At 41.9% G+C, this 23,572-nt stretch carries 17 protein-coding genes and 1 pseudogene; 10 read left to right on the top strand and 8 right to left on the bottom strand.

Annotated features, from left to right (window positions below; translation table 11 throughout):
- Window position 1: 1 nt before the first annotated feature.
- Window positions 2–1,249, bottom strand: a complete 1,248-nt coding sequence (locus AC2A4J_RS05085; protein ID WP_484175180.1) for a malonyl-CoA decarboxylase — start codon at window positions 1,247–1,249, stop codon at window positions 2–4.
- Between the two features lie 298 nt (window positions 1,250–1,547).
- On the opposite strand from AC2A4J_RS05085, the gene AC2A4J_RS05080 reads away from it, so the two are divergent.
- On the top strand, window positions 1,548–2,669 hold the full coding sequence (locus tag AC2A4J_RS05080) for a DNA alkylation repair protein (RefSeq protein ID WP_484175179.1): 1,122 nt from the start codon (window positions 1,548–1,550) through the stop codon (window positions 2,667–2,669).
- Here the strand turns inward: AC2A4J_RS05080 and AC2A4J_RS05075 are convergent.
- Both AC2A4J_RS05075 and AC2A4J_RS05070 read right to left on the bottom strand, forming a co-directional pair.
- A complete protein-coding gene (locus AC2A4J_RS05075) occupies window positions 2,666–4,024 on the bottom strand; it encodes a GGDEF domain-containing protein (protein WP_484175178.1) in 1,359 nt (452 codons plus the stop codon). The two genes, AC2A4J_RS05080 and AC2A4J_RS05075, sit on opposite strands and share 4 nt — an antisense overlap.
- 129 nt (window positions 4,025–4,153) lie before the next feature.
- Window positions 4,154–5,512 (bottom strand): GGDEF domain-containing protein, encoded by a 1,359-nt coding sequence (locus AC2A4J_RS05070; RefSeq protein ID WP_484175177.1) that lies wholly within the window; start codon window positions 5,510–5,512, stop codon window positions 4,154–4,156.
- Window positions 5,513–5,784: 272 nt separating this feature from the next.
- Between AC2A4J_RS05070 and AC2A4J_RS05065 the strand changes: the two genes are divergently transcribed.
- Together AC2A4J_RS05065 and AC2A4J_RS05060 are read left to right on the top strand one after the other, a co-directional pair.
- A complete protein-coding gene (locus AC2A4J_RS05065) occupies window positions 5,785–7,290 on the top strand; it encodes a bifunctional metallophosphatase/5'-nucleotidase (RefSeq protein WP_484175176.1) in 1,506 nt (501 codons plus the stop codon).
- Window positions 7,287–8,960, top strand: coding sequence for a diguanylate cyclase domain-containing protein (locus AC2A4J_RS05060; protein WP_484175175.1), 1,674 nt, complete (start codon window positions 7,287–7,289; stop codon window positions 8,958–8,960). Before AC2A4J_RS05065 ends, AC2A4J_RS05060 begins: the two co-directional genes overlap by 4 nt.
- Window positions 8,961–8,973: 13 nt before the next feature.
- Here AC2A4J_RS05060 and AC2A4J_RS05055 read toward each other — a convergent pair whose 3' ends face one another.
- Complete coding sequence (locus tag AC2A4J_RS05055; RefSeq protein WP_484175174.1) at window positions 8,974–10,167, bottom strand: sugar transporter; 1,194 nt, start codon at window positions 10,165–10,167, stop codon at window positions 8,974–8,976.
- Window positions 10,168–10,460: 293 nt separating this feature from the next.
- On the opposite strand from AC2A4J_RS05055, the gene AC2A4J_RS05050 reads away from it, so the two are divergent.
- The 3 genes from AC2A4J_RS05050 (at window position 10,461) to AC2A4J_RS05040 (ending at window position 14,665) form a co-directional block, all read left to right on the top strand.
- The gene (locus tag AC2A4J_RS05050) at window positions 10,461–12,074 is read left to right on the top strand and encodes a methyl-accepting chemotaxis protein (RefSeq protein WP_484175173.1); all 1,614 of its coding nucleotides are present in this window, start codon (window positions 10,461–10,463) and stop codon (window positions 12,072–12,074) included.
- A gap of 206 nt (window positions 12,075–12,280) precedes the next feature.
- A complete protein-coding gene (locus AC2A4J_RS05045) occupies window positions 12,281–13,504 on the top strand; it encodes a GGDEF domain-containing protein (RefSeq protein ID WP_484175172.1) in 1,224 nt (407 codons plus the stop codon).
- A 114-nt stretch (window positions 13,505–13,618) separates the two neighbouring features.
- Entirely contained in the window at window positions 13,619–14,665 is a 1,047-nt protein-coding gene (locus AC2A4J_RS05040) for a Fe(3+) ABC transporter substrate-binding protein (RefSeq protein WP_484175171.1), read from the top strand.
- 39 nt (window positions 14,666–14,704) lie between these two features.
- Here AC2A4J_RS05040 and ilvY read toward each other — a convergent pair whose 3' ends face one another.
- The gene (gene ilvY / locus AC2A4J_RS05035) at window positions 14,705–15,598 is read right to left on the bottom strand and encodes an HTH-type transcriptional activator IlvY (protein ID WP_484175170.1); all 894 of its coding nucleotides are present in this window, start codon (window positions 15,596–15,598) and stop codon (window positions 14,705–14,707) included.
- A 221-nt stretch (window positions 15,599–15,819) separates the two neighbouring features.
- Between ilvY and ilvC the strand changes: the two genes are divergently transcribed.
- From ilvC to aphA, 3 genes are all read left to right on the top strand, one after another.
- Window positions 15,820–17,292, top strand: coding sequence for a ketol-acid reductoisomerase (gene ilvC, locus AC2A4J_RS05030; protein ID WP_484175169.1), 1,473 nt, complete (start codon window positions 15,820–15,822; stop codon window positions 17,290–17,292).
- A gap of 139 nt (window positions 17,293–17,431) precedes the next feature.
- Window positions 17,432–18,871 carry a molybdate ABC transporter ATP-binding protein ModF gene (modF, locus tag AC2A4J_RS05025; RefSeq protein WP_484175168.1) on the top strand — a complete coding sequence of 480 codons (1,440 nt, stop codon included), beginning with the start codon at window positions 17,432–17,434 and terminating at the stop codon, window positions 18,869–18,871.
- A gap of 122 nt (window positions 18,872–18,993) precedes the next feature.
- Window positions 18,994–19,704 carry an acid phosphatase AphA gene (gene aphA / locus AC2A4J_RS05020; protein ID WP_484175167.1) on the top strand — a complete coding sequence of 237 codons (711 nt, stop codon included), beginning with the start codon at window positions 18,994–18,996 and terminating at the stop codon, window positions 19,702–19,704.
- Window positions 19,705–19,770: 66 nt separating this feature from the next.
- Here aphA and AC2A4J_RS05015 read toward each other — a convergent pair whose 3' ends face one another.
- The 3 genes and pseudogenes from AC2A4J_RS05015 to AC2A4J_RS05005 all read right to left on the bottom strand — a co-directional run bounded on the left by AC2A4J_RS05015 (window position 19,771) and on the right by AC2A4J_RS05005 (window position 22,816).
- Window positions 19,771–20,820: a Stealth CR1 domain-containing protein gene (locus AC2A4J_RS05015; protein ID WP_484175166.1), complete on the bottom strand. Its 1,050-nt coding sequence runs from the start codon at window positions 20,818–20,820 to the stop codon at window positions 19,771–19,773.
- A 417-nt stretch (window positions 20,821–21,237) separates the two neighbouring features.
- Window positions 21,238–21,795 carry a substrate-binding periplasmic protein gene (locus tag AC2A4J_RS05010; RefSeq protein ID WP_484175165.1) on the bottom strand — a complete coding sequence of 186 codons (558 nt, stop codon included), beginning with the start codon at window positions 21,793–21,795 and terminating at the stop codon, window positions 21,238–21,240.
- Window positions 21,782–22,816: pseudogene (locus AC2A4J_RS05005) on the bottom strand (GGDEF domain-containing protein). The gene AC2A4J_RS05010 and the pseudogene AC2A4J_RS05005 overlap by 14 nt, the downstream one beginning before the upstream one ends.
- A gap of 519 nt (window positions 22,817–23,335) precedes the next feature.
- Between AC2A4J_RS05005 and AC2A4J_RS05000 the strand changes: the two are divergent.
- Complete coding sequence (locus AC2A4J_RS05000; RefSeq protein WP_484175164.1) at window positions 23,336–23,548, top strand: YgaP family membrane protein; 213 nt, start codon at window positions 23,336–23,338, stop codon at window positions 23,546–23,548.
- The last annotated feature ends 24 nt before the right edge of the window (window positions 23,549–23,572 follow it).

The following is a 23,572-nucleotide window of genomic DNA, read 5'->3' as shown; positions in this document are numbered from 1 at the left end:
GTTACTCTCCTTTTTTTCTAGTTGCGATTGAAGCACTCATCGCATGTACCGCATCCGATGCTACTACTTTCTGTTCAGTGACAAATTTTTCGTGATTTTTTGATACTTTATCTAGGTCGTATAAATAATTAACCATGGCTCCATTTGACTGTTTCAAGCCATTCGGCGATATGTCTGCATCCGCATGGACAGCCTGAATCATCGCACCGTTACCGAGATGGAAACGCGTCACTGGATCCAAGGGTTTGCCGTCCGAATGCTTCGCATTTAGCAAATAATGTGCTGCTAAAGCTTGGTCTTTGCCCTGCCCTAACGTCCCCACACCAGAACTATTAACCCACTTAGCTAAACCGGGTATTGGCGACAGGGTCACAAAGGTTTCTAGGTTTTCCAAGTCTTTAGCAAGATTCGCTGCGACTTGCTTGATGAGGAAATTACCAAACGATATTCCTGCCAACCCTGGCTGACAGTTGGAAATAGAATAAAAAACCGCCGTGTCAGCCTCATCCGCTTCAATGACGTCGCGATCGGTAGTTAATAAAGATTGGATAGAGTTTGCTGTGCCTTTGGTTAATGCAACCTCGACAAAAATTAATGGTTCATCCGCCATAGTAGGATGAAAAAAACCGTAACAACGACGGTCTGAGGGTTTTAAACGTTGGCGTAAATCATCCCAACTATCAATGGCGTGCACAGCTTCATAGGCGATGATTTTTTCCAAAATACTGGCGGGACTATCCCAATTAATGGGACGTAAAACCAAAAAGCCACGATTAAACCAAGAGGTAAATAGATGATTAAAATCTACATCTAAAATGCCCAATGAAGCATCTTCTTTGGTGGCCTTTAATAGGTCTTCGCGCATTTTTACTAATTTAGGCGTCGCTCCCGGCACTTGATTAAAACGACGAATAAGCTCTTGTCGTCTTGGCTCGGATGCAGAAGCAAAGGCCTTATAAGTCTGTTTGCTTGGCTGCTGTTGATATTCTGCCAAAGCAGCAATCACATCATCAGAGACGACTTCTAAACCGTGGGTCATAAACTCGAATAATTCACGTTTTTCATCACTGGACATGTGATCATATCGATCGAGGATGTTCCTCGCTAACGCGCCACCAGACACTTCACCATGACGAGTGAGCAAATCCTGACACATGGCTTTTACTGTTCGATTATCTTCTTCGTTAGATCGCGCCTTGCGATAACGACGGTCAAAAACAGAAGAAAACAGCTCTGTAAAAAAATTCATATAATTAGCTCTCGTTGTTTTTATGCGATTCCATTCTTATAAAATCCACCGCCGCTGCTGGGAAGTGAAGATTAATCACACTAATCTTTATGAAGACACCTACAAAGAAGAGTTTTGAAATAATATCCTTGGCATTTAAGCAAAGCAAAAAAACTCTTCACTTCATGTTGAAGAAACGCATATCTACATGATTCACCGAAATAATAGTCAGGCAAACTAACGACCTCGTATACTGACAAGAACTGACATAACACTCCGATAAAATGCCCCCACTCCCCATTAGTAAGGAAATTCAAACATGACAGAACCTTTTAAAAATCTCTTTAATCACAGCGTAATTAAGAGCATGGCAGAACACTTTCAGCTCCATTGGGAAGCATTCGATAAAAAGGGGTTTATTGCTACTGCGTGCCATCAGCTTGAGACCCTAGAACTAAAAGCACGCTCACAACAAATTACCGACGCCATGAGCCAATTTTTGCCAAAAGATTTCGAACACGCGGGTCAAATTTTACTCGACTCTTTAGCGCCAGAATTCGAAGAAGGTAACGCGATCGAAAATAGTGGTATCTCTGGCTGGGCAGTAATGCCAATGGGAGATTATGTAGGTATTCATGGTCTTGATCATCACGAACTTTCCATGCGCTTGCTGAATGCAATGACACGTCGCTTCACGGCTGAGTTTAGCATTCGTTTTTTCTTATTAGCATCACAGGAAGAAACCCTCTCGACACTCAGAGGTTGGCTTCAAGATGATAATAAACACGTGCGACGCCTTATCTCCGAGGGCACTCGACCTCGCTTACCTTGGGCCATGCAGTTACCGCGCTTTATTGAGAATCCAACACCAGTAATTGAATTACTTGAAGAACTGAAAGACGACCCAGAAGAATACGTGCGACGCTCGGTGGCAAATAACCTCAATGACATCGCTAAGGATCACCCAGACCGTGTGGCCGATATTGCAAGTGTATGGATGCAAGGCGCGGATATAAACCGTCAGAAGCTGATACGTCATGCTTGTCGTACCTTGTTAAAACAAGGCAACCCTAAGGCACTTATCGTTTTTGGCTATACTCAACCAAAGCTCGGCCATATAAAACTGGAAATACATGACGAACAGGTAAGATTGAACAGTCATCTAGAATTTTCATTGCAGCTTGAGTCCACCAGCGAAGAGGATCAATCCTTAATGATTGATTACGTTATTCATCACCAAAAAAAGACAGGCAAAACCACGCCTAAAGTATTTAAGTGGAAAAACACAACTTTGCGGGCCAATAAAAACCTCTCTATTAGTAAAAAACACCCTTTCAAAAACATCACGACTCGTGTGTATTATGATGGTCTCCATGAGGTGGAAATTCTTATCAATGGCCAATCGGTTGCCAAGAAGAGCTTTTTTTTATCGACTGGCTAACCAGCCATCACGCAATTTCGCCCCGCACCTTTAGCTTCGTAAAGTAAAACATCGGCACGTTTTACAATGCTATTTTGATCGTCAAAATCTTGATAATCGGTCACGCCCAAACTAATGGTGAATGGCGGCAAGTTGCCTTCATTAAGGGCCCCGACCTTTTTACGAAGCTGCTCTGCCAACATACCAGCATCTTCTAGATTGGTATCTCTTACTAAAACGGCAAACTCTTCACCACCCACTCGAAACAAGACGTCGGTTTCTCTTAAGCGTTTTCGCAATGCGTTAACCAATAACTTAAGCACGTTATCGCCAACATCATGACCATGGGTATCATTGATCTTTTTAAAGTGGTCGACATCTAACAGAATCAAACTAAAATGATGACCACGATTAGCTAGCGCCAACTCATCTTTGATTTGTTCATCCCATTTGTGTCGGTTATAAGCGCCAGTCAGTTTGTCACGGGTCGCCAGTTCTATTAATTGCGTTTCCACTTCATCACGACTTTCTTTTTCCATGGAAAATCGCCCCATTAAAAGCGTTAAGTCTTTTTCTAACTCTTCGAGTTCATCAGAACCTTTATGACGAATTGTCTCGTTACTTTCATCAGTAGAGATAGAGCGATGCAGTGTCTCTATTTGACCTCTTAAAGAACCTACTTTTCGACGAAAAGACAAAATTGTATGGAGCGTTAAATAACCACCAATAGCAAACGCCGAAACACCTAATAGAGCATTGATGATCATAAAATCACGTTCTTGCTTTTCAACTGTGGCAGCAACTTTAATGGTTAGTAAGTCGATATCAGCAAGAAAATGATCCGTTTGAGCATCTAAAAGAGTATCTTGCTTTTCCAATGCATCCCATGTGCTTTTAAAATGGTCACGACCTTGCTGTACGAAGTGGGAGAACAAGTTTTCAAAACTCAATCGGTGGTTGTGCAGTGCATTCACTTTTTCGATTAAAGCCTGATGATCACTTTGATTTATACGAACACTGCCATACTGCATGCCGTTATGAAGTATGCTGACAGCTTTATCAAGCCCAGCAGAAAGTCGCTCGCTAAAGTCGTTAAAGCCTTTCAGACTTTTTACCTTATTCGACTCATTGTCAAAAAATGCTAGACCTTGCTGGCGTATCGTTTCGACTAAAATATGCTGCTTAAGCTGCAACATTTCTACTTCAGCAATAAGCTCAGTCAGCGGAATATCAATCTCGGCAACTTCATGCATTTCGGTATAAATTTTCTGCGTTTGATAGGCTGAATAAAGAATCACCACAAACAGAAATGACAAAAGAATAAACGATAAGCTGCTAACTTTTCGTGTCATAGAGGCATTTAACCAATTAAACATAAAGGGTTCTTGATCAACGTTAATAAAGTTAAAAAGAGCGAAAGGGAATAGAGGCTCTCTTAGTAGAATTACATACTAGCATAATTAAAAGCCCTAAAAATGAGGATATAGGGCTCAAAAAGCCAGCATTTAGCCAGCTTTGGTTTGATTTCGTCCCGCCTCTTTGGCTTCGTATAACAAGACATCTGCACGTTTTACGATGCCATCTTGATCATCAGAGTCTTGATACTCAGTCACTCCCAAACTAACGGTAAAAGCAGGCACCTTGTTTTCATGTAAAGACTCAACGTTTTTGCGCAACATTTCAGCTAATTTAGTGGCATCAGCAAGATGTGTATCTCTCAGCAAAATAGCAAACTCTTCTCCACCCACTCTGAACAAGATATCTGTTTCACGAAGTCGTCTTCTTAGACAGTTAACTAATAGCTTTAAAACACCGTCGCCTACATCGTGACCGTGACTATCGTTAATCTTTTTAAAATTGTCTACATCCAACAAGATCAAACTAAAATAATGACCACGGTTCGCCAATGCTAATTCATCCTTAATATGTTCATCCCATTTATGGCGATTAAATACGCCAGTCAGCTTGTCTCGTGTTGCCAGCTCAAGCAGCTGGGTTTCTACTTCATCGCGGTTTTCTTTTTCTAGACACAAACGCGTCATTAAGATTTTTAAATCTTTTTCCAGCTCATCTAGCTCATCAAAGCCCTTATTGAATACAACTCGCTCATTTTCATCAGCCGAAATTGAGCGATGGAGAGAATCGATGTGCCCTCGCAAAGAGCCAACTTTACGACGAAACGACAAGATGGTGTAAATCGTCAAATAGCCACCGATTGTAAACGCCAAAAAGCCGAGAATGGCATTAACAATCATAAAATGCTGCTCATGTTGTTCAACCGTCGCCGCCACTTTGATAGTGATTTGATCAATATTAACGAGCAAATCATCAGCCTCTTTATCCAGCAGATAATATTGCTTTTCTAGTTCATCCCAGGGGTGGCCTAAGCCTTCCTTGGCTTGCTTTAAAAATAGCGAAAATGCGTTTTCCACACTTATTCTATGTACCTGCAGTGTTTTAATATGCTGGATTAAGGCCTGATGATCAGCCACATTAATACGCACACTGCCAAACCTCATGCCCACATGAAGAATACTCATTGCTTTATCGAGCTGTGCCGACAGTTTATGACTAAATTCATCGAAACCTTTCATACTTTTCGCTTGCAACGCTTCATTAGTAAAAAAAGCTTCACCTTGCTGACGAATAGTTTCCATAAGTAAATGCTGTTTGAGCTGTAAAATTTCTACATCAGCAATGATCTGAGAAAGCGGAATATCGATCTCAGCGACCTCTTGCATTTCTTTGTAGATTTTCTGCGTTTGATACGCTGAATAAAGAATCACCACAAAAAGAAAAGACAAAAGAACAAAGGATAGACTCGTTATTTTTCGTGTCATTGAGATATTTAACCAACTAAACATAGAAGAGGTCTTAATAAATGAGATGAACATGGGAAGAGCTTAGTGACAGAACAACCCGCTCAGTGAAAGAAACATTAAAACATGCATTTTAACATAAAGTTACAAAATTTAATGCAATTAAGAATCAAGCATAGACTTGCTACAGTGGGCTCGAAAAACTAACAAATAAATAACGTAAAAGTATTGGTCAGAACAGAATAAACTAGCTATAAATGATTATAGACGAGCAAAATCAGCCGTAAAATGAACAATGCTCCAAGGATATTCAACGAATGCTCTATAGATTAATCTTAACCTTATTTCTCACTCTTAGCGTATTGGTAACAAAAGATGCTCTTGCTGAAAAGCAGGCAACCATTATCTATGATGCTGAAATGCCTCAAATAAACGATCCCACAAAAGGCAGCTACGCCCAATTAGCCAGTTTAATTGATAAATATAGAGCGCAAAGCCCAAGTACATTTTTTATTTTCGGTGGAGATAGCCTCGGGCCGAGTATGATTTCCTCTATGGATAGAGGCGCCCATATTATTGATGTACTTAACAGTTTAGCGCCTAATGTCATGGCCGTTTCAAAACGTGAATTGAGCTATGAAGAAGACGAACTTATTTTGCGCACTTATGAAGCTGCTTTTCCTATTGTATCAAGCAATCTATTCGAGCCTGATACTCAGCAAGTTCCTGAAGGTATTAAAGCCTACGCCATACTTCAACAAGGCCAAGTGAAACTGGGCTTTATGTCTATCCTAGATCCCATCATTCTAGAAAAATACCCTACGAAAAGGCTCGAAGTCGCTGAACCTGAAAGCGTTATCAGAGAGACCGTTAAAAAAATCAGAGAGCAAAATGTCGACTTGATCGTTATGCATTACTCCACCTACACCCCTCTTATTGACCAGCTGCTGGCCGAAGGCGTGATTGATGTTGCACTCTTTAAAGATCAAAACTTTGACTCAAGCGTCCACTCAAGGAGCTCAAAACACCAAAATAACATACAGGTTACGGAAAAATCCTACGCGTCCGTCATTCGGCTTGCTTGGCAAGAAGGTAGCCCAAGCGATAGCCTCACCATTAAAAGCGCCACAGTCAACATTACGGATTTGCCTTCGAAACCACAGGTTTTACAGCAAGAAGCACAATACGACAATCGACTTAACTCCTTGTTGAACGAAGCTGTGGGCACGACCAATACGTCCATTGATCTGGATAGAAAAACACTGCGCACCTCTGAAAATAACTTTGCAAATTTCGTCGCGGATAGCTTTAAGCGATTTACTGGCGCTCAAATCACCCTTATTAATAGCGGAACCTTTCGTGGAAACAAGCAAATCAAAGAGGGGCAGCAAATAACCATCAAAGACATGCGACTAATGCTTCCCTACCGGAACACAGTTAAGCTGATAGAAGCAACAGGCCAACAGATCAGTGAGGCTCTTGAGCACGGACTGGATGGATTGGAACAACACAGTGGACAATTTCTACAGGTGGCTGGTATTAAGGTAACATATGACTCAACACTGCCAGTTGGACAGAGATTATTGTCTGTCACTCTAAACGATAAACCACTTAATCCCACACAAACTTACAGGGTAGCGACTCTCGATTATTTATTAAGGGGCGGAGATGGCTTTACCATGTTCAAATACAGCAAGATATTAACCTACTCGCAAACCTCAAACTTAATCCTCTCAGACATTATGACGGTTGAAATACAACAACAAGAAATCATAGAACCTAAAGTAGATGGGCGCTTAAAAGACGTATCAATGGACTTATGAATAAACAAGACCGAACGACATTTTTTCCGATACCGAATGCGAAACAAGGTCGTCGATTAAGCTTAGGTAAGCAGCTGAGTGTATTAATGCTCGTCGTCCTGCTGCTTTTCATTTCTGTTGGCTTCGTATTACAAACTCGTTTAGAGCAAACTCAGCTAGTCCTTAATGATTTGACCCTGACGACTATACCTGCCATGAACAGTTCGACACGAGGCGTATTAAAGTCCAGTGAGTTGTTATTAGCACTTGAATCGCTGACCTCTGCAAGATCGCCAGCGGAAAGAAGAATTGCTGAGCTAGAAGTTCAAAAAAAGATTGATGAATCCACTAAGGATATTGGTTATAAAAATCAAACAGAAATATTACTACTCAAATCCATTCGAGAGGAAACCATAAGCCTCAATCAACTGATTGACCAGAAGCTTGATCTAGCTAACCAAATAAATATCGATTTAAGTTCCTTATGGGATCTAAAAAAACACGCAGAATACATTAAGATTAAACAAGATAAATCAGAAGAAAAAGATCGCAACCAACTAACACAATGGAAAATTGCTTTCCTAGAAGTGATATCGCTCGCTTATCGTATAACCACAACAGAAAGACTCAGCGACTTACAAGAAATACATCGCAACCTTGAACGTCACCTTAATGTTTTAGATAGTGTAGAGACAAACCTATCGAAAAAAAATAAAGTAACAATCCAATCAATAAACGCAAACCTAAGAGATATACTATCGGATCCAGAAAACCTAACAGAGCTGCGAGCCAATTACTTGCGCGTCATGGGGCGAGCACGCGGCCGTGAGCATTTTATTCGCAATATGATCAGTGATTACAGCAATATAACCAACCAACTTTCTCTTAATGAACATCAAAACTTACAGATCAAAGCGGCTGAACTTGACCAAGGAATGCATAATCAAAAAACTTGGTTTATTAGCGGATTTCTTCTATTGGCAGGAATGGTGATAGCCACATTGGCTTTTTACTCTAATGCGATTAAGCGTTTGAAAAAATTGACTCGAAAAATCCATCGTATGACAGAAGACTCAAATGATAATACATTGTACATGGATGAGATCGATGAGTTATTTCAAGCATTTGATGCGTTTTCCGAAACAATTGATATGCAAACACGTCGCTTAGAAACACTCTCACTTACCGACGGCTTGACTAGCGTAGCAAACAGGCGGGCCTTCGATCTACATTTATCCGCGCAGCTAGCTACTCAAAAAAATACCCAATACGACTTGTCAATTTTATTGATTGATATCGACTATTTTAAGCAATACAACGACTATTATGGTCATATTAGTGGCGATGAAGCATTACAAAAAATAGCAGCTATATTGGACAATTCAATTGATAAAAAAACGGATTTGACCGCACGTTATGGCGGAGAAGAATTTGTCATCGTACTAACGGATAAAAATGTAATAAAAGCCAAACAGATTACGCAACAAATACAACAAAATCTAAACCTTGCAAATATTGAGCATAAAGGTAGCGAACTTTATCAAACCATTACTGTAAGCATAGGCATAGTGACAATACATCAAGGAGAAACCACTGACACAGACACATTAATGAAAAAAGCGGACACGGCATTGTATCATTCTAAACATCACGGCCGTAACAGAGCGACTCACTTCAATGACATAACATAATTATCCGTAACGTTTAGGCTTTGGCTTTTCCTATGCGCTTCAGCAGTATCAAAATGATCACCAAAGCAAAAACACCAAGAATAGAGCCAGTAAAGCCAACACTTTCTAAACCAACAAGCTGAATAACCTGACCACCCACCAGTGCTCCCGCACCAATTCCTAAATTAATAATGCCCGAATACAACGACATAATAATATCCGCTGCCGTATCATCTACTTTCAACACTCGTATTTGCATACTCAAGCCTATAATCATCAGAGACGCGCCCCAAAGAAGAACACTGGTAATGAGTAAAGAGGAACTTGGTGACACAAAATACAAAGCCCCCATACACAAGGATGCAATAACTACACTACAAACCAACATCAAAGTATTGGCTTTTTCACCAAAGTAGCTAAACAGTATACTGCCGACAATCCCAGCCATACCAAATAGCAGCAACAGTAACGTAGTGAATTGACCACTGGCTGAGCCGACCTCTTTTAAGAAGGGCTCAATGTAACTGTAAGCCGTGTAATGTGCAGAAAATATCATGAAGATAAACAAATACATGCCTAGCAATACTTTATTACGAAGCACCTCTGGCACTTTACTCAGTGACCCCGAAAACAAACTAGGTAGATTAGGCAATAAACGGTACATGGCCAGCATGATAATTAATGCGATGACCGCAATCACCGCAAAAGTAGTTCGCCACCCCAAAAGTTGACCAATAATACGGCCCGCAGGCACACCAAGCACCATGGCCAAGCCAGTACCTGTTGCCAGTACACTCAATGCAAAGGTATGTTTTCCTTGCGGCGCAACACGAATCGCAATAGAAGCAGTAATCGACCAAAACACCGCATGAGCAAATGCAATTCCGATACGACTTATCAATAAAGTCGTAAAACTCCACGCAACGACCGACAAAATATGACTCGCAATAAACAAAGCGAACAAGCCTAGCAATAACGTCTTGCGCTCTAATTTACGCGTCATCAGCATCATTGGCAGCGACATCAGCGCCACAATCCATGCATACACAGTCAACATCCAACCAACATGAGCAGGCGAAACAGAAAAACTCTCAGCGATATCCGTCAACAACCCAACTGGCACAAACTCTGTGGTATTAAAAATAAAAGCACTGAAACCAAGCACAAAAACGCGCAAGTATTGAACACGACGAGAAGCCGTATCCTCATTAGAAGAGGTTGATATCATGGTGTCCTGCAGGAATGTGAGAGACTAGAAAGGCGACTATTTTCCACTTTTTTAAGCATAACGGAATAGTGAAATATGAATGTATTTTGATAGTTTCGTTAATACTGAATTGGATAAATAAAATATTTAAAACACGTCATATAGGTTTATAAGAAAAAAATACTCAAATACGCTTTCTAAACCTATAAATTGTTTTGATTTTTTACAAAAAATGCCATACAACAGTGCATCTAAAGTGATGCAAATCGCACAACCCCCATGCATTACAATTAACCTGTGTGGAAGGAACCAATATGAATAACTTATCCGTAAAAGCGAAATTCATTACTCTTACTTTATCCATCATTGTTATATTTTTGGTGGCATTAAGCTTAATAAAAGTCAAAAGCACGCAATTAGCTGACCGCTTTGACCAATTTTACGAAGAAAACCATAATGTCTCACTAAACTTGGAACGAGTGAAAGAAGCACAAGTAAATATCGTGCTCAATGTACGAGGCCTACAAATTGCTTATCTACTCTCACTCGATAAACAAATTCCAGGTTATCTAGACGCTATTTCGAAAAGCTACAATACAACACCATCGCTCATGAATGAGCTAAATAAAGGTCTTCCTAAGCAATCAGACGAATCGAAAAAGCTTCATACTCTGGTCAAAGACTTTCAAAGCAAGACAAAGACTTTTGTTAGCACAATGGAAAATTCAGCTGACCACAAAGCCCCCTTCCCAGTCTTTTCTGCTTTCATCGGCTCCTATAATGATCTAATGACATACTTCACTGCACTCACAGACAAAACAAACGAAGAAGTCATCAATGCCAAACAACAAACAGAAGACCTGATTGCAGAAATAGATATGAGCTTCTGGCTTTCTATCTTAGTCGCCTTGGTGATTTCCATGACGCTTAGCTATTTAATATCCAATAATATAGTACGTGGTATTTTAGCGGTTCGTGACGCTGCGCAAAATATGGCACAAGGCCACCTCAATAAACCCGTGAAAGTATCAGGCAGTGATGAAATAGCAGAGCTTGGCAATGCGATAAATACGTCAGCTGAAAACTTACGCAAAGTCCTTACGGGTGTGCTTAGTTCGGTAGAAAAGGTTAATGAAAACAGCAAAGATGTCTTAAAAGTAAACCAAGAAGTTGGTGAATATTCCGTCCATATTATGGACAACACAACTCAAGTGGTCGTAGCACTAGATCAGATGTCTGCTAATAACCGCACCATTGCTGACAATACACAGCAATCTGCTCAGGCCGCCAGTGACATTCGCACTGTTGCACAAAATAGTTTAACAACGGCCAATGGCACTTTAGATGCGATTAACCAATTAGTTTCTTCATTAAAAGAAACGGGTGACGTTGTTACTAAACTACGCCAAGAAACAAGCAACATAGAAACCATTTTAGATGTGATTCGTAGTATCGCAGAGCAAACTAACTTACTTGCTCTAAATGCCGCTATTGAAGCAGCACGCGCTGGTGAACAAGGTCGAGGCTTTGCCGTGGTAGCTGATGAGGTGCGAACACTAGCACAACGTTCACAAGACAGTGTCAATGAAATTGAAACCCTCCTAGCGCAGTTAAGCACAGCCAGTGGTCAAGCAGTAAACCGCATGGAAGTCAGCTTCAAACTAGTAGAGTCCTCCAAAGAACAAGTCGAAAAAACCAACGAGCTCACTGGCAATATTTTAGCAGGCATTGAGCAAGTATCTGAACAAGCTCAACACATAGCCCAATCCATAGAAGAACAAATGGAAGTATCCGAAGACATCACCAAGAAAATGCATTCAGTACAAAGCCTAACAAATCAAAGCGCGGAAATGGCCAAACGTTCTGGCATTAATATGGCCGAAAGCAGTGTTGATGTGCAGCAGCAGCTAAGCTTCTTCAAACTCTAACGTTAGGCCGAACAATATCCAATATCGTATGCACCTGACCGTTATCAAACAGTCAGGTGCTTTAACGGCTTACCCATTTACTCTTTTCTATTACGATAGCCTCACAGAATCCGACACGGCTTAGTTAAACTCCTACACTTTTTTACAGTACTTCCAAATCAGCTATGAGACGATATTAACTAGTAAATAAATACCTACGAGTACAAATGACGTCTGCTATTTTATATTTTTCACCTCAACTAGCATCATGGAAGTTTCAATTCGACACACTTTTATCCACTTGTGGACAAGTTGTCGACTGGCAAGCTATACAGAATATCGATCAATCTCCTACTTCATCCATTGTGTTGATTGAAGAAAAAGACATTAGGGAAAAAGATTGGCCATTATTGGCGTCCAGAAAAGCTATTATCATTGTCGATGAATGGAACTTGGATTGTAGCGTTAAATGGATACAAAGAGGTGCAACAAACTGCTTTGCTCGCAATGACGAACAACTTGCCGCTTGGCTAATATCTGAGTTGTCAAAATTTGCATTGAGTCGATCCAATCGAACGGAAGATGATACTTTGCAAGTCATCATAGATGCGATTCCAGCCCCTATTTTTTTCAAAGATCATTTGCATATTTACCGAGGCTGCAACAATGCATTTTGCCAGTTTATAGGACACTCACGAGAAGAGATTATTGGGTGTTCCGTCTATGATATCGCTCCTAAGCACCTTGCAGACACATATTATGAAGCCGACTGTAAGCTACTAGCCCAAGGTGGTACTCAACGCTATGAAGCAGAAGTTCTTCTTTGTGATGGGTCTATTCATGAAATCGAATTCAATAAAGCCGTCTTCACAGATTCAAATGGGCAAGCCATAGGTCAAGTTGGTGTTATGTTAGACGTAACCGAACGCAACCAACTTATTAGCCAATTAGATAAAGCCACGCGTACAGACCCTCTAACAGGTACCTCAAATCGCAGAGAATTTAATCTCATTATTCATGATGAGCTAAATCAGCAAAAACACGCTGAAAAAAGACTCTGTTTAATAACTCTGGATATCGATTTTTTCAAAAAAATCAATGATAGATTTGGTCATAGCGGAGGCGATCAAGCCCTGCAATTAATAGCTAATTGGCTGCAAAAAAAGCTCAGGTCAACGGATACCTTATTTCGGGTTGGTGGCGAAGAGTTTTATATTTTGATGCGAGAAACTGATATGGATAATGCCTTCAAAATAGCAGAGAGACTGTGTAAAGACATGGCAACTCACACCTTCCAGATCAACCAACAAGCTGTTCACATCACACTATCTGCAGGCGTAATTGAATTAGACCCAACAACAGATCTAGAAAGCTCTCTCGACAAGGTAGATAAAGCTTTATACGAGGCAAAGTCTGACGGTCGAAACTGCGTTTGCCCAGTATTTACGTAGCATATTTTTATATTAAAAATTAACATTAACGGGAACGATTTCCATTACCCTTTGTCATAATGGAAGTAATTCACCAATTAACAGACTTTCCCACTACGTAAATAGGTACTTGTAATGAAACGTCCAACAATAAAAACATCGCTTTTCACTCTAGCTGGTGCAACAACTATGCTCGCTTTGAGCAGCACTTCTGCCCAAGCCAGTGGCGAGGTCAATGTCTATTCAGCGCGCAGCGAAGCGCTAATTGCTCCTTTGCTAGACATTTATGCAAAAGAAAATAACGTCAAAGTAAACCTAATTACCGGCAGTGCAGATGCTTTATTGAGCCGCCTGCAGTCAGAAGGAGATGCCAGCCCAGCGGATGTATTTATCACTGTGGATGCCGGACGTCTATATCGAGCAAAAGAAGCCGGTGTGCTCCAGGCGTTTGAAACAAGCAACTTAAATAAAGTTGTACCTGATCATCTCAAAGACCGTGACGGTTACTGGTACGGATTGTCTCAGCGTGCTCGCGTGATACTTTATAATCCTGAAACCGTCTCCGCTGCTGATTTATCGACATACGAAGACCTAGCTGATCCTAAGTGGAAAGGAAAAATTTGCATTCGCTCTTCTAGCAACATCTACAACCAATCTTTGGTTGCTTCCATGATCGACGCTAATGGAGAAAAACAAACGTTAGAATGGATCAAAGGTCTAGTTGCGAACTTCGCACGTCCACCAGCTGGCGGCGACACAGATCAGATCAAAGCAGCTGCCGCAGGCGTTTGTGACATCGCTGTCGCAAATACCTATTACTTTGGCCGTTTAGGTTTAAGTGACAAACCTGACGAACGCGCTGTTTTTGATAAGCTAAAAATGTTCTGGCCAAACCAAGCGGCCAACGAGCGTGGCGCTCACGTCAATGTCAGCGGTATTGGCATCACAGCATCTTCTAAAAACACCGACAACGCCAAACAATTAATCGACTTCTTAACCAATAAGCAAAGCCAAGAATGGTACGCCAACGTGAACAACGAATACGCCGTGATTGAAGGCGTGGCGCCACCAAAAAGCCTAGCGACGTTTGGTGAATTCAAAGCTGATAAAGTGTCTTTGAGTGTATTAGGTGAAAACAACCGCCAAGCGGTTAAACTAATGGACCAAGGTGGCTGGAAATAAATTAAGCTTTCCACCTCACAGCAAAAAAGAGAAGAGGCGCTACGGCGCCTCTTCTTCCATCAAATTCCAAAATGCTTCGACCAGCGGATTTTTCAAGCTTTTCTTTAATGTAAACAAACCGATGTCGTATGGCTCCAACTCAGGCTTCACATCCAACACCTTAATTCGATCTACCAGCGGACTGTTATCCAAGACGATTTTTGGTACTACACCAATTCCAAAACCTAAGCTCACCATGCTCACAATCGCCTCATTACCGGTGACTTGTGCATAAATCCTTGGCGCGATGTCGAGTTGACGAAACCATTCATCAATACGCGTTCGAGACACTCCACTTTCAGAAAGGATCATCGGGATATTTGCCCACTCTTCTGGCGACGTTGGGGTATTGGTCGGAACATTCGGCACTTGCTGCTCCAGGGGCGCAATAAACAACAAAGGCGAGATGGCGATCTGCTTAAAGTCCAACCCTCGTGGTAAATTCGCAGGGCGGGCAGCAATGGTAATATCCTCTTTGCCATCCAGAATATGTGCAATCGCATGTTCTGGATCGCCCGTACGCAATTTGATTTCAATCGCTGGATAGGCAATACGAAAACGACGCAGCAATTCATACAAAAAACTATAACTGGCCGTGACTGAACCATACAGGCTGATTTCACCGCTCAGTTGGTCGGAATTATCCGTCAATTCATGGCGAATCAAATTCCATTGTCGGCTGGTATCGCGAGCGTATTTGAGAAATTTCTGCCCTTCTTGAGTCAATGCCACTGTACGATTATCACGGTTAAACAAAGCCACGCCGAGCTCGTCTTCTAAGTGTCGGATGTTTCGTGACATGGCAGAAATACTAATGTGACATTCGTCACTGGCGCGCCCGAAATTCAACGTTTCCGCTAAGGCGAGAAATTGCTTAAGCGTTTTTATATTCATAATGAAGCCTGCCCCCAATTGCTATTTACTCATCATAAATCATGATTGCAAAAAATGGGATACTATATTGCGAATATATCAATTTACGAAAAGGTTCTACTAGGATAGATTAACCCTACTCGCAGAACGTCAGGAAAATCATTGCTTGGCGACTGTGTCATCCATTTTTAATATCAGCGTGTTTTTATCGCCGGTACATTAATTTAAAAGGTGTGTTTACCATGGCTAATTACTTCAATACTTTGCCGCTACGCGAGCAACTAGCTCAACTAGCAAAATGTCGCTTCATGAACAGCTCTGAATTTGCAGACGGCGTAGAAGCGCTTAAAGGCAAAAAACTCGTTGTTATCGGTTGTGGCGCACAAGGTCTTAACCAAGGCTTGAACCTTCGCGATTCAGGTCTAGACGTTTCTTACGCTTTGCGTCCTGAAGCCATTGCACAAAAACGTCAGTCTTGGAAAAATGCTACTGAAAACGGTTTTGTTGTAGGTACTTACGAAGATTTGATCCCGACTGCTGATGTTGTATTGAACCTTACTCCTGATAAGCAACACACTCCAGTTGTTACAGCGGTTATGCCTCTTATGAAGCAAGGCGCTTGCCTATCTTACTCTCACGGTTTCAACATCGTAGAAGAAGGCATGCAGATCCGTGACGACCTTACTGTAATCATGGTTGCACCTAAGTGCCCAGGTTCTGAAGTTCGCGCTGAATACGTTCGTGGTTTTGGTGTTCCAACACTTATCGCGGTTCACGAAGACAACGACCCTAAAGGCGAAGGTCTTGCACTAGCGAAAGCGTACGCAGTTGGTACTGGCGGTCACAAAGCAGGCGTTTTGATGTCTTCTTTCATCGCTGAAGTTAAATCCGACCTTATGGGTGAGCAAACTATCCTTTGTGGTATGTTGCAGACTGGCTCTATCCTTTGCTTCGACAAAATGGTTGAAGAAGGCATCGACGCTGGCTACGCATCTCGTTTGATCCAATTCGGTTGGGAAACCATCACTGAAGCATTGAAATACGGCGGCGTGACTAACATGCTAGATCGTCTTTCTAACCCAGCTAAGATCAAAGCATTCGATCTTTCTGAAGAGCTAAAAGTGATCATGCGTCCTTTGTACAACAAACACCAAGATGACATCATCAACGGCACTTTCTCTCGCGTAATGATGGAAGACTGGGCGAACGATGATAAAAACCTTCTTCAATGGCGTGCAGACACAGCGGAAACTAACTTCGAGAAAACACCAGCTGGCGATGTAGAAATTTCTGAACAAGAATTCTTCGACAACGGTATCTTGATGGTGGCTATGGTTAAAGCGGGCGTTGAGCTTGCTTTCGAAACCATGACTGCTGCAGGCATCATTGCTGAATCGGCTTACTACGAGTCTCTACACGAAACGCCACTAATCGCGAACACCATCGCTCGTAAGAAATTGTACGAAATGAACGCGACAATCTCTGACACAGCGGAATACGGTTGCTACCTATACAACCACGCTTGTGTTCCATTATTGGCTGACTTCATGAAAGACATCAAAACCGACGTTATCGGTAAAGGTCTTTCTTTAGAAGACACTGGCGTTGATAACAAGCGCTTGATCGAAGTAAACACAGCACTTCGCTCTCACCCAGTAGAAGCGGTTGGTTCGGTTCTTCGTGGCCACATGGCGGATATGAAAAAGATCGTTTAATACGATTATTGCGCTCGCCAATACTTTGTTAAACCAAGTATTGGCGGACTCATAACATCGTAATTTACCCATAAAAGCCGAGCTTCAAAACTCGGCTTTTTTGTCTCTATTTGTTATCAACAAAACATTAGGAAATACCATGGACAGCATCCGCTTAGACAATATTCTCTTCAACAAGGTAACGGTGAACTTTGATGATCGCTTTACGCTAAGTGAGATTAACTGGACCATTGAACCTAACCAACATTGGGTGATCACTGGCACCAACGGATCAGGCAAATCTGCTTTGGCCGCCGTGCTTGCTGGAGTGGGCGATATTGAAAACGGTACAGTCACTGGTCTTCCAAAAAACGTCGGATTGGTGTCTTTTGAAGCCCAAGCCGAATTGATCGCTAAAGAACTAAAAAAAGACGACGCCGACATCATGGATGTGATTTCCCTCGGCACCCCCGTTCATGAAATGATCTTCGACAACTGCCAAGACTCTGAACTGGCTCACTCTCTTGTAGAAAAGTTCGGCCTAAGCAAACTACTCGACCGCGCCTTTCGTAAGCTGTCTACTGGCGAAACCCGCAAAGTCATGCTGATTCGCGCTTTATCCAGCAAGCCAGATTTGCTTATCTTAGACGAACCCTTCGATGGCTTAGACGTGGATACGCTTGCCATGCTGCAAGCACATCTAGCGTCCATCATAGACACCACACCGATGGTCCTGGTGCTAAACCGCTTTGACGAGATGCCAGACTTCATCACTCACGTCGCCTATATGGACAATGGCAAGCTGGCTCTTACAGTAGACAAAAAAGACGAAAACGCCTTCAACGAGCTTTATCAATTACTGCATTTGAAAACCACCGATCTCAGCGTGCCAGAGGCCGACCCAGCGAACAAACTACCAGTACTCGATCCAAGCCAACCGCTCGTCAAGCTGAACCAAGCGACCATCAAATACGGCGATACCGTGATTGTCGATAAACTGGATTGGACCATTGAGCGCGGCCAACATTGGCAACTTAGCGGCCCCAATGGCAGCGGCAAAACCTGCGTCTTGTCTTTGATCACTGGCGATCATCCACAATGCTACACCAACGACATTTTTGTCTTCGGATTCCAGCGTGGGAACGGCGAAAGCATCTGGCAGATCAAACAATTTATCGGCTATGTTTCCACGGCACTGCAATGGGAATACCGCGTCAGCACCAGTTGTAAAAACGTTATTATTTCCGGCTTCTACGACAGCATCGGCATGTACAGCAAATCTACCGATAACCAGAAGCAAATTGCAGATCAATGGCTTGAACTACTCGGCATGAAAGACCGCGCCGACCAGCCCTTCAACAAACTCTCATACGGCGACCAGCGTTTACTACTCATCGCCCGCGCCATGGTCAAACACCCGCCATTATTGATCCTAGATGAACCCTGCCTCGGCCTAGACGACATGAACCGCCAACTTGTCCTCGCGCTGATCGAGAAAATTTGTGAAGGGAAAGAAACCACAGTGCTCTACGTCAACCACCACGCAGAAGATCAGATCAAAGGGATAGAGAACTACTTGGGATTGAAGAAGAACGACTAGCTTAAAGCTAAATGAGGCAAGACCTCTCAAAAGTTTTTGACAAAAAAACAAGATGATAGAAAGTCGTATTTATTAGCGATAAGATACGCAAGTCATCAACAATGAAACCTATAGGGAACACTGTGAACCATACTCTACGCTCAATTACTATTGCACTGGCTTGTGTCGCTAGCTTGTCTGCTAACGCGGATCCAAAAACACCAGGTACGCATAAAGGCTACTCCACTATCGATATGACCTCTGCGGGCATGCCAGCAGATGTGAAGATGATTTCTGTTGCGGATATCAAGAAGGAACTGCAAGGCAAAGCGCCTTTTGCCGTTGGTTTAGATATTGATGACACTAGCTTGTTCAGTACACCAGTTTTTTATCGTGGTCAGCAAGAATTTTCCCCAAATGGTTACTCTTACCTATCGAATCAAGACTTTTGGGATAAAGCAAACTGTGGTTGGGATGCATTCAGCATGCCTAAAAATATTGCTAAAGAGTTGATTGCCATGCACCAAGAACGTGGTGATAGCATTTATTTCATCACTGGTCGTACCGGTTCTGACTGTAACTTCACCACGGAATATTTGAAAAAGGCGTTTGATATCAAAGACATGCACGATGTCATTTTTGCAGGATCAAGCCGTACTGAATACACAAAAACCAAGTACATCAAAGAGAATAACATCAAGATGTATTATGGTGATGCAGATGGTGACATTATTTCGGCCCGTAATGCGGGCGCTGAAGGCATTCGTGTAATGCGTGCGGCTAACTCTAGCTACAAGCCAATTCCAAAAAATGGCATTTATGGCGAACGAGTGTTAAAAGACTCTCAGTACTAATACTCATACCACTTAGTAGCAAAAAGCCGAAAATCATTGGATTTTCGGCTTTTTGCTTTTCTACTCTTACGCTACTGACTCTATCTCAACGCTATCTGGTTGCAGACATAATCTCTCACTGGTTGAATTGCTATCGCTTAACGGAAAACCGCCAACGGCTTGAGCAATCCAATCCGCTGCGTTTGGAATGATGTCTACTAGTTGAGGAAGGTCATTAACACATAAGAACTTGATGTCTGGATCTGTCGCTCTCTTCAGTAACGCCAGTGTGTCGGCTTGAGGTCGCCCTTTTCCCTGCCCACTTACGATGTGAAGATGATCATCTTCGGCGCTAAGCTTGGCTTCCTTATTCAATATACAGGCATGGTTATGCAGTCCCTGTGGGAAAAATTGAGCTAAGTTTCGAAATCTGTATTTAATATTATTGAGGAACTCATCGGGATAGCGAGCAAACAATTCGGCCATCTTTGAACGTAGAAAAGGATGGACGACATGGGCAGCAGAGAACAACTCAGAAGCCGGAATCCCAATAATTTTAGCTGCATTCACCTGCATAAAGTAATGAAATTTCGCGGGATCAACGCGTGCTTCACTGCCGCTAATTCGCTCACTAAAATCAGCCCATTTGCCTCGCAAAACAGGCGCTAGTCCATCAAACACATCAGTCGGTTTTAAAGATGCAGCCAAGAATACATCGTCGTTAAAGTAGATGAATCGCTCACTCAGCCCCTCAATTCGCCACAACATACTTTCAATGGCCAAAGAATTAAAGGTGGGTAACACGTGAGTGAATCCTGCAAAAATGTCTGCATGATAAGCCAGATGCACTTTAGCTTGAATGTTTTCTGAAAGGCTCGATAAATCAGGGCCTTTATCATCAACGACAATCCAGATTTTACCTATCCAAGGAGCATGATTTTCAATCGATTGAATGCAATACAGGATTTCATCGTTACACATCCACCTATGAGGATTCGACGCATTTTCATTCAATGGCAAAGATTCCATTGCCATATATTTTTGTCGTTTTTGTCTATGTTTCGCATCACTCCCATCCACCCAAGTGATCACTGCATCAATAGGTTCAAACTGGAGTTCGGTTGTATTACTTAGCATTTCAATATCCGTGCATGACGATGTCTTTGCTGATGCAAATAGTGGCTCAGGCTGATCGTCGAACGAGTCAATTCTAGGTGGGTCAACTCTTCAATGAGTTGAGCTGATAGTGAATCTATCGGTTGTTTTCTAGCTATTCGAAAGGAATAAAACTGTCTTACATTATTTTTCCAATGATACCTTATACTTGCTAAGCAGAGCTTGCTCTTTTTTGCCCTTCATCGCCAAGCGACCTTGATTCCAAACATTGATCAATTCTTGTCTTTTTTTAGAGGGAATTTTATTTGAAAAGATAGGCATTTCAACTAGGTTTTTCTCTAAGCTTGGATGCACGACTACGAGGTCATCGTTTAAGTTCAGCTGGTTTAAAACATACTGCAGGACGAGCTCGTTATCTGCATATAAATCGACGCGATTTTATTTAATCATCTGAAAGATACGATCAACGACATCATCATAACCCGCGATGACTTCAACAAAGTTAGCGTTTTTCGGGTCATCGATATAGTTTTGATAGCCAGCACTCATCGAGCTGTAATCCCAACCAGGACCAGTTGCGATTCGTTTTCCATTTAAAGATTGGATACCTTGATAACGCCAAGGATCATTCTTTCGAACAACAAAAGCACTGGCGTAGGAAAAAGTTGCTTCATCGGCGTAGCTAAAGCCTTTCTCTGAATTCTTCGAATAGAGATATTCTGGCAACATATCACATAACCCTTCGGCTACCATGTCCAACCCTCTTGCTAGAGGTACTTCAAAGTATTCGAGGGCATATCCTTTTGAAGAGTATATTTGCTCAACCATGTCGATGACGACACCACGCTCAGGAGCTTCTTTTGTTGGGAATATTGTCATCGGTGGCCACTGGTCGTAACACACTTTTAGTGTCTTCGCATGGCTAACACTCGACACGCCAGCTACCAAGGCAAACATAAGGAGGGATAGCATTCTTAGTTTATTACCTTTCAACACGATCTCTCCCCTTATCTTTCGCTCCGTAGAGCTTCAAATCGGCACGTTTAAACAATTCATCAATTGACTGATCTTCAGGCTCCGATGATTCAACACCAAGGCTTACAGTATAAGTGACTGTCTTATCTTCCACTTCTAACGCAGCATCACTTATAGTTTGACGTATTTTATCAGCAAGCTGGCAGGCAGCATCCAATCCGGTATCTGGAAGAAATATAGCGAACTCTTCGCCGCCCACTCTACCAAGAAGGTCTGATTTTCTTAAAAAGCCCTAAAGTGTTTGGGTAAAGTGGATGAGTACTTTGTCCCCGATAAAATGCCCATAGGTATCATTGATCCGCTTAAAGTAATCTAAATCCATCAAAATAAAGGATACGGTCGATTTTTTATCTCGGGAGTGAACAAGTTTTTTTTGCGCTGTTTCAAAAAAACTCCCTCGATTTAAGACATCCGTCAAAGAATCCCTTGTTGCGAGGTATTTGAGTTTTTCATTGAGAATTTGTAGGTCTTCGGTACGTTTTGCCACGGCATTCTCTAACCAGTCTCGCTTGGCTTGCTCGTCTTCTAACAATCGTTCTCTGTCCGAAGACATAGCGGAAAGCATATTATTCATATGTTCTTGAAGCTGACTAAGTTCGTTATTTTCAGCGTTCGATAAATGAATACGCTTACTGATACTTGTGCTTAACTGCACCTCATTCACTTGCAACATTAGCTCCCTTAAAGGTGTTGCTAAATAGCGGTCAAAAGCCCAAATAAACAGCCAGAATAAGACAGTTAACTTGATGAATGCGGTAATAGCAATTAAAGCAAAGCCGAACCAAACTCGTTCTAGCACCACACCTGAGGATGAATAAAGTACCAGCGTACCAAGAGGTATACTTTCGCGATTTAGAGTCCAGCTTAATGCTGATGTCGAATCAAAAATAGACAGTGGAACAGAGCTAGAGTCGTAGAATCTTTTCGATATTATACTTTGCGAATTTTGGTCTAAAACATCCACACCTTCAATAATTGGCATTTGAATCAGCCCCGAGGTGAGCGAATCTAACTGGTTGCGGTTGTACTGCCACAAGCTAGTCGAAATAGGACCCCGAACCGTTGCTTCCAATTGCTGTAATTCACTGACAATAGCATCCTGCGTTTTCAGATATTCGCTCAAAAACTGTAAACTTGTGATTAGAAGGGTAACAACCAAATAAATGGAAAAAATCACACGCATCATTTTTTGGGAGAGATTGTTTGGACGCAGAAACCTTACAAACATTAAAAACGGACCTTTCCATTAAACTTTAAGCTAAAGTTTACCTTAGATGTTTCCCGTGCTAAATGAAATCTACTTATCTACAACAAAGAAAAACCTCTGCTTACATATTTTGTATTTTTCTAGCTATGTTAAATAATTTAATGAAGTCCGCCTAAACCAATCAGACTTACATTGCGATGCAATTCTTTACAGTCTTGATATTGCTTCTTATCTGCCCAAAGCCGACTATTGAATTATTAGAGTAAATTCAATGAATTAAGAGGCAATCCTAAAATGAAAAAGAATTTACACCCTTTTGATAGAGCGATAAGAGGTGTTATCGGGGTTGTGTTTACTGGTTTTGCCCTATTCAACGGCGACTACTTAGAAGAGCCTATATTAGAAGCATTAATCGGCGTATTTGGTGCACTCAACTTAATATCCCTTCTATCAGGATGGTGTCCAATTTACCACGTTGCAGGCATTAGCTCCTGCAAAAATAAGTAATAAGTCTTCCACAGACTCAAGGTT

The sequence above is a fragment of the Marinomonas sp. ATLA20 genome (genome assembly GCF_057180105.1).
Note: the sequence above shows the minus strand (reverse complement) of the source record. Positions and strands in the feature narration are given on the sequence as shown.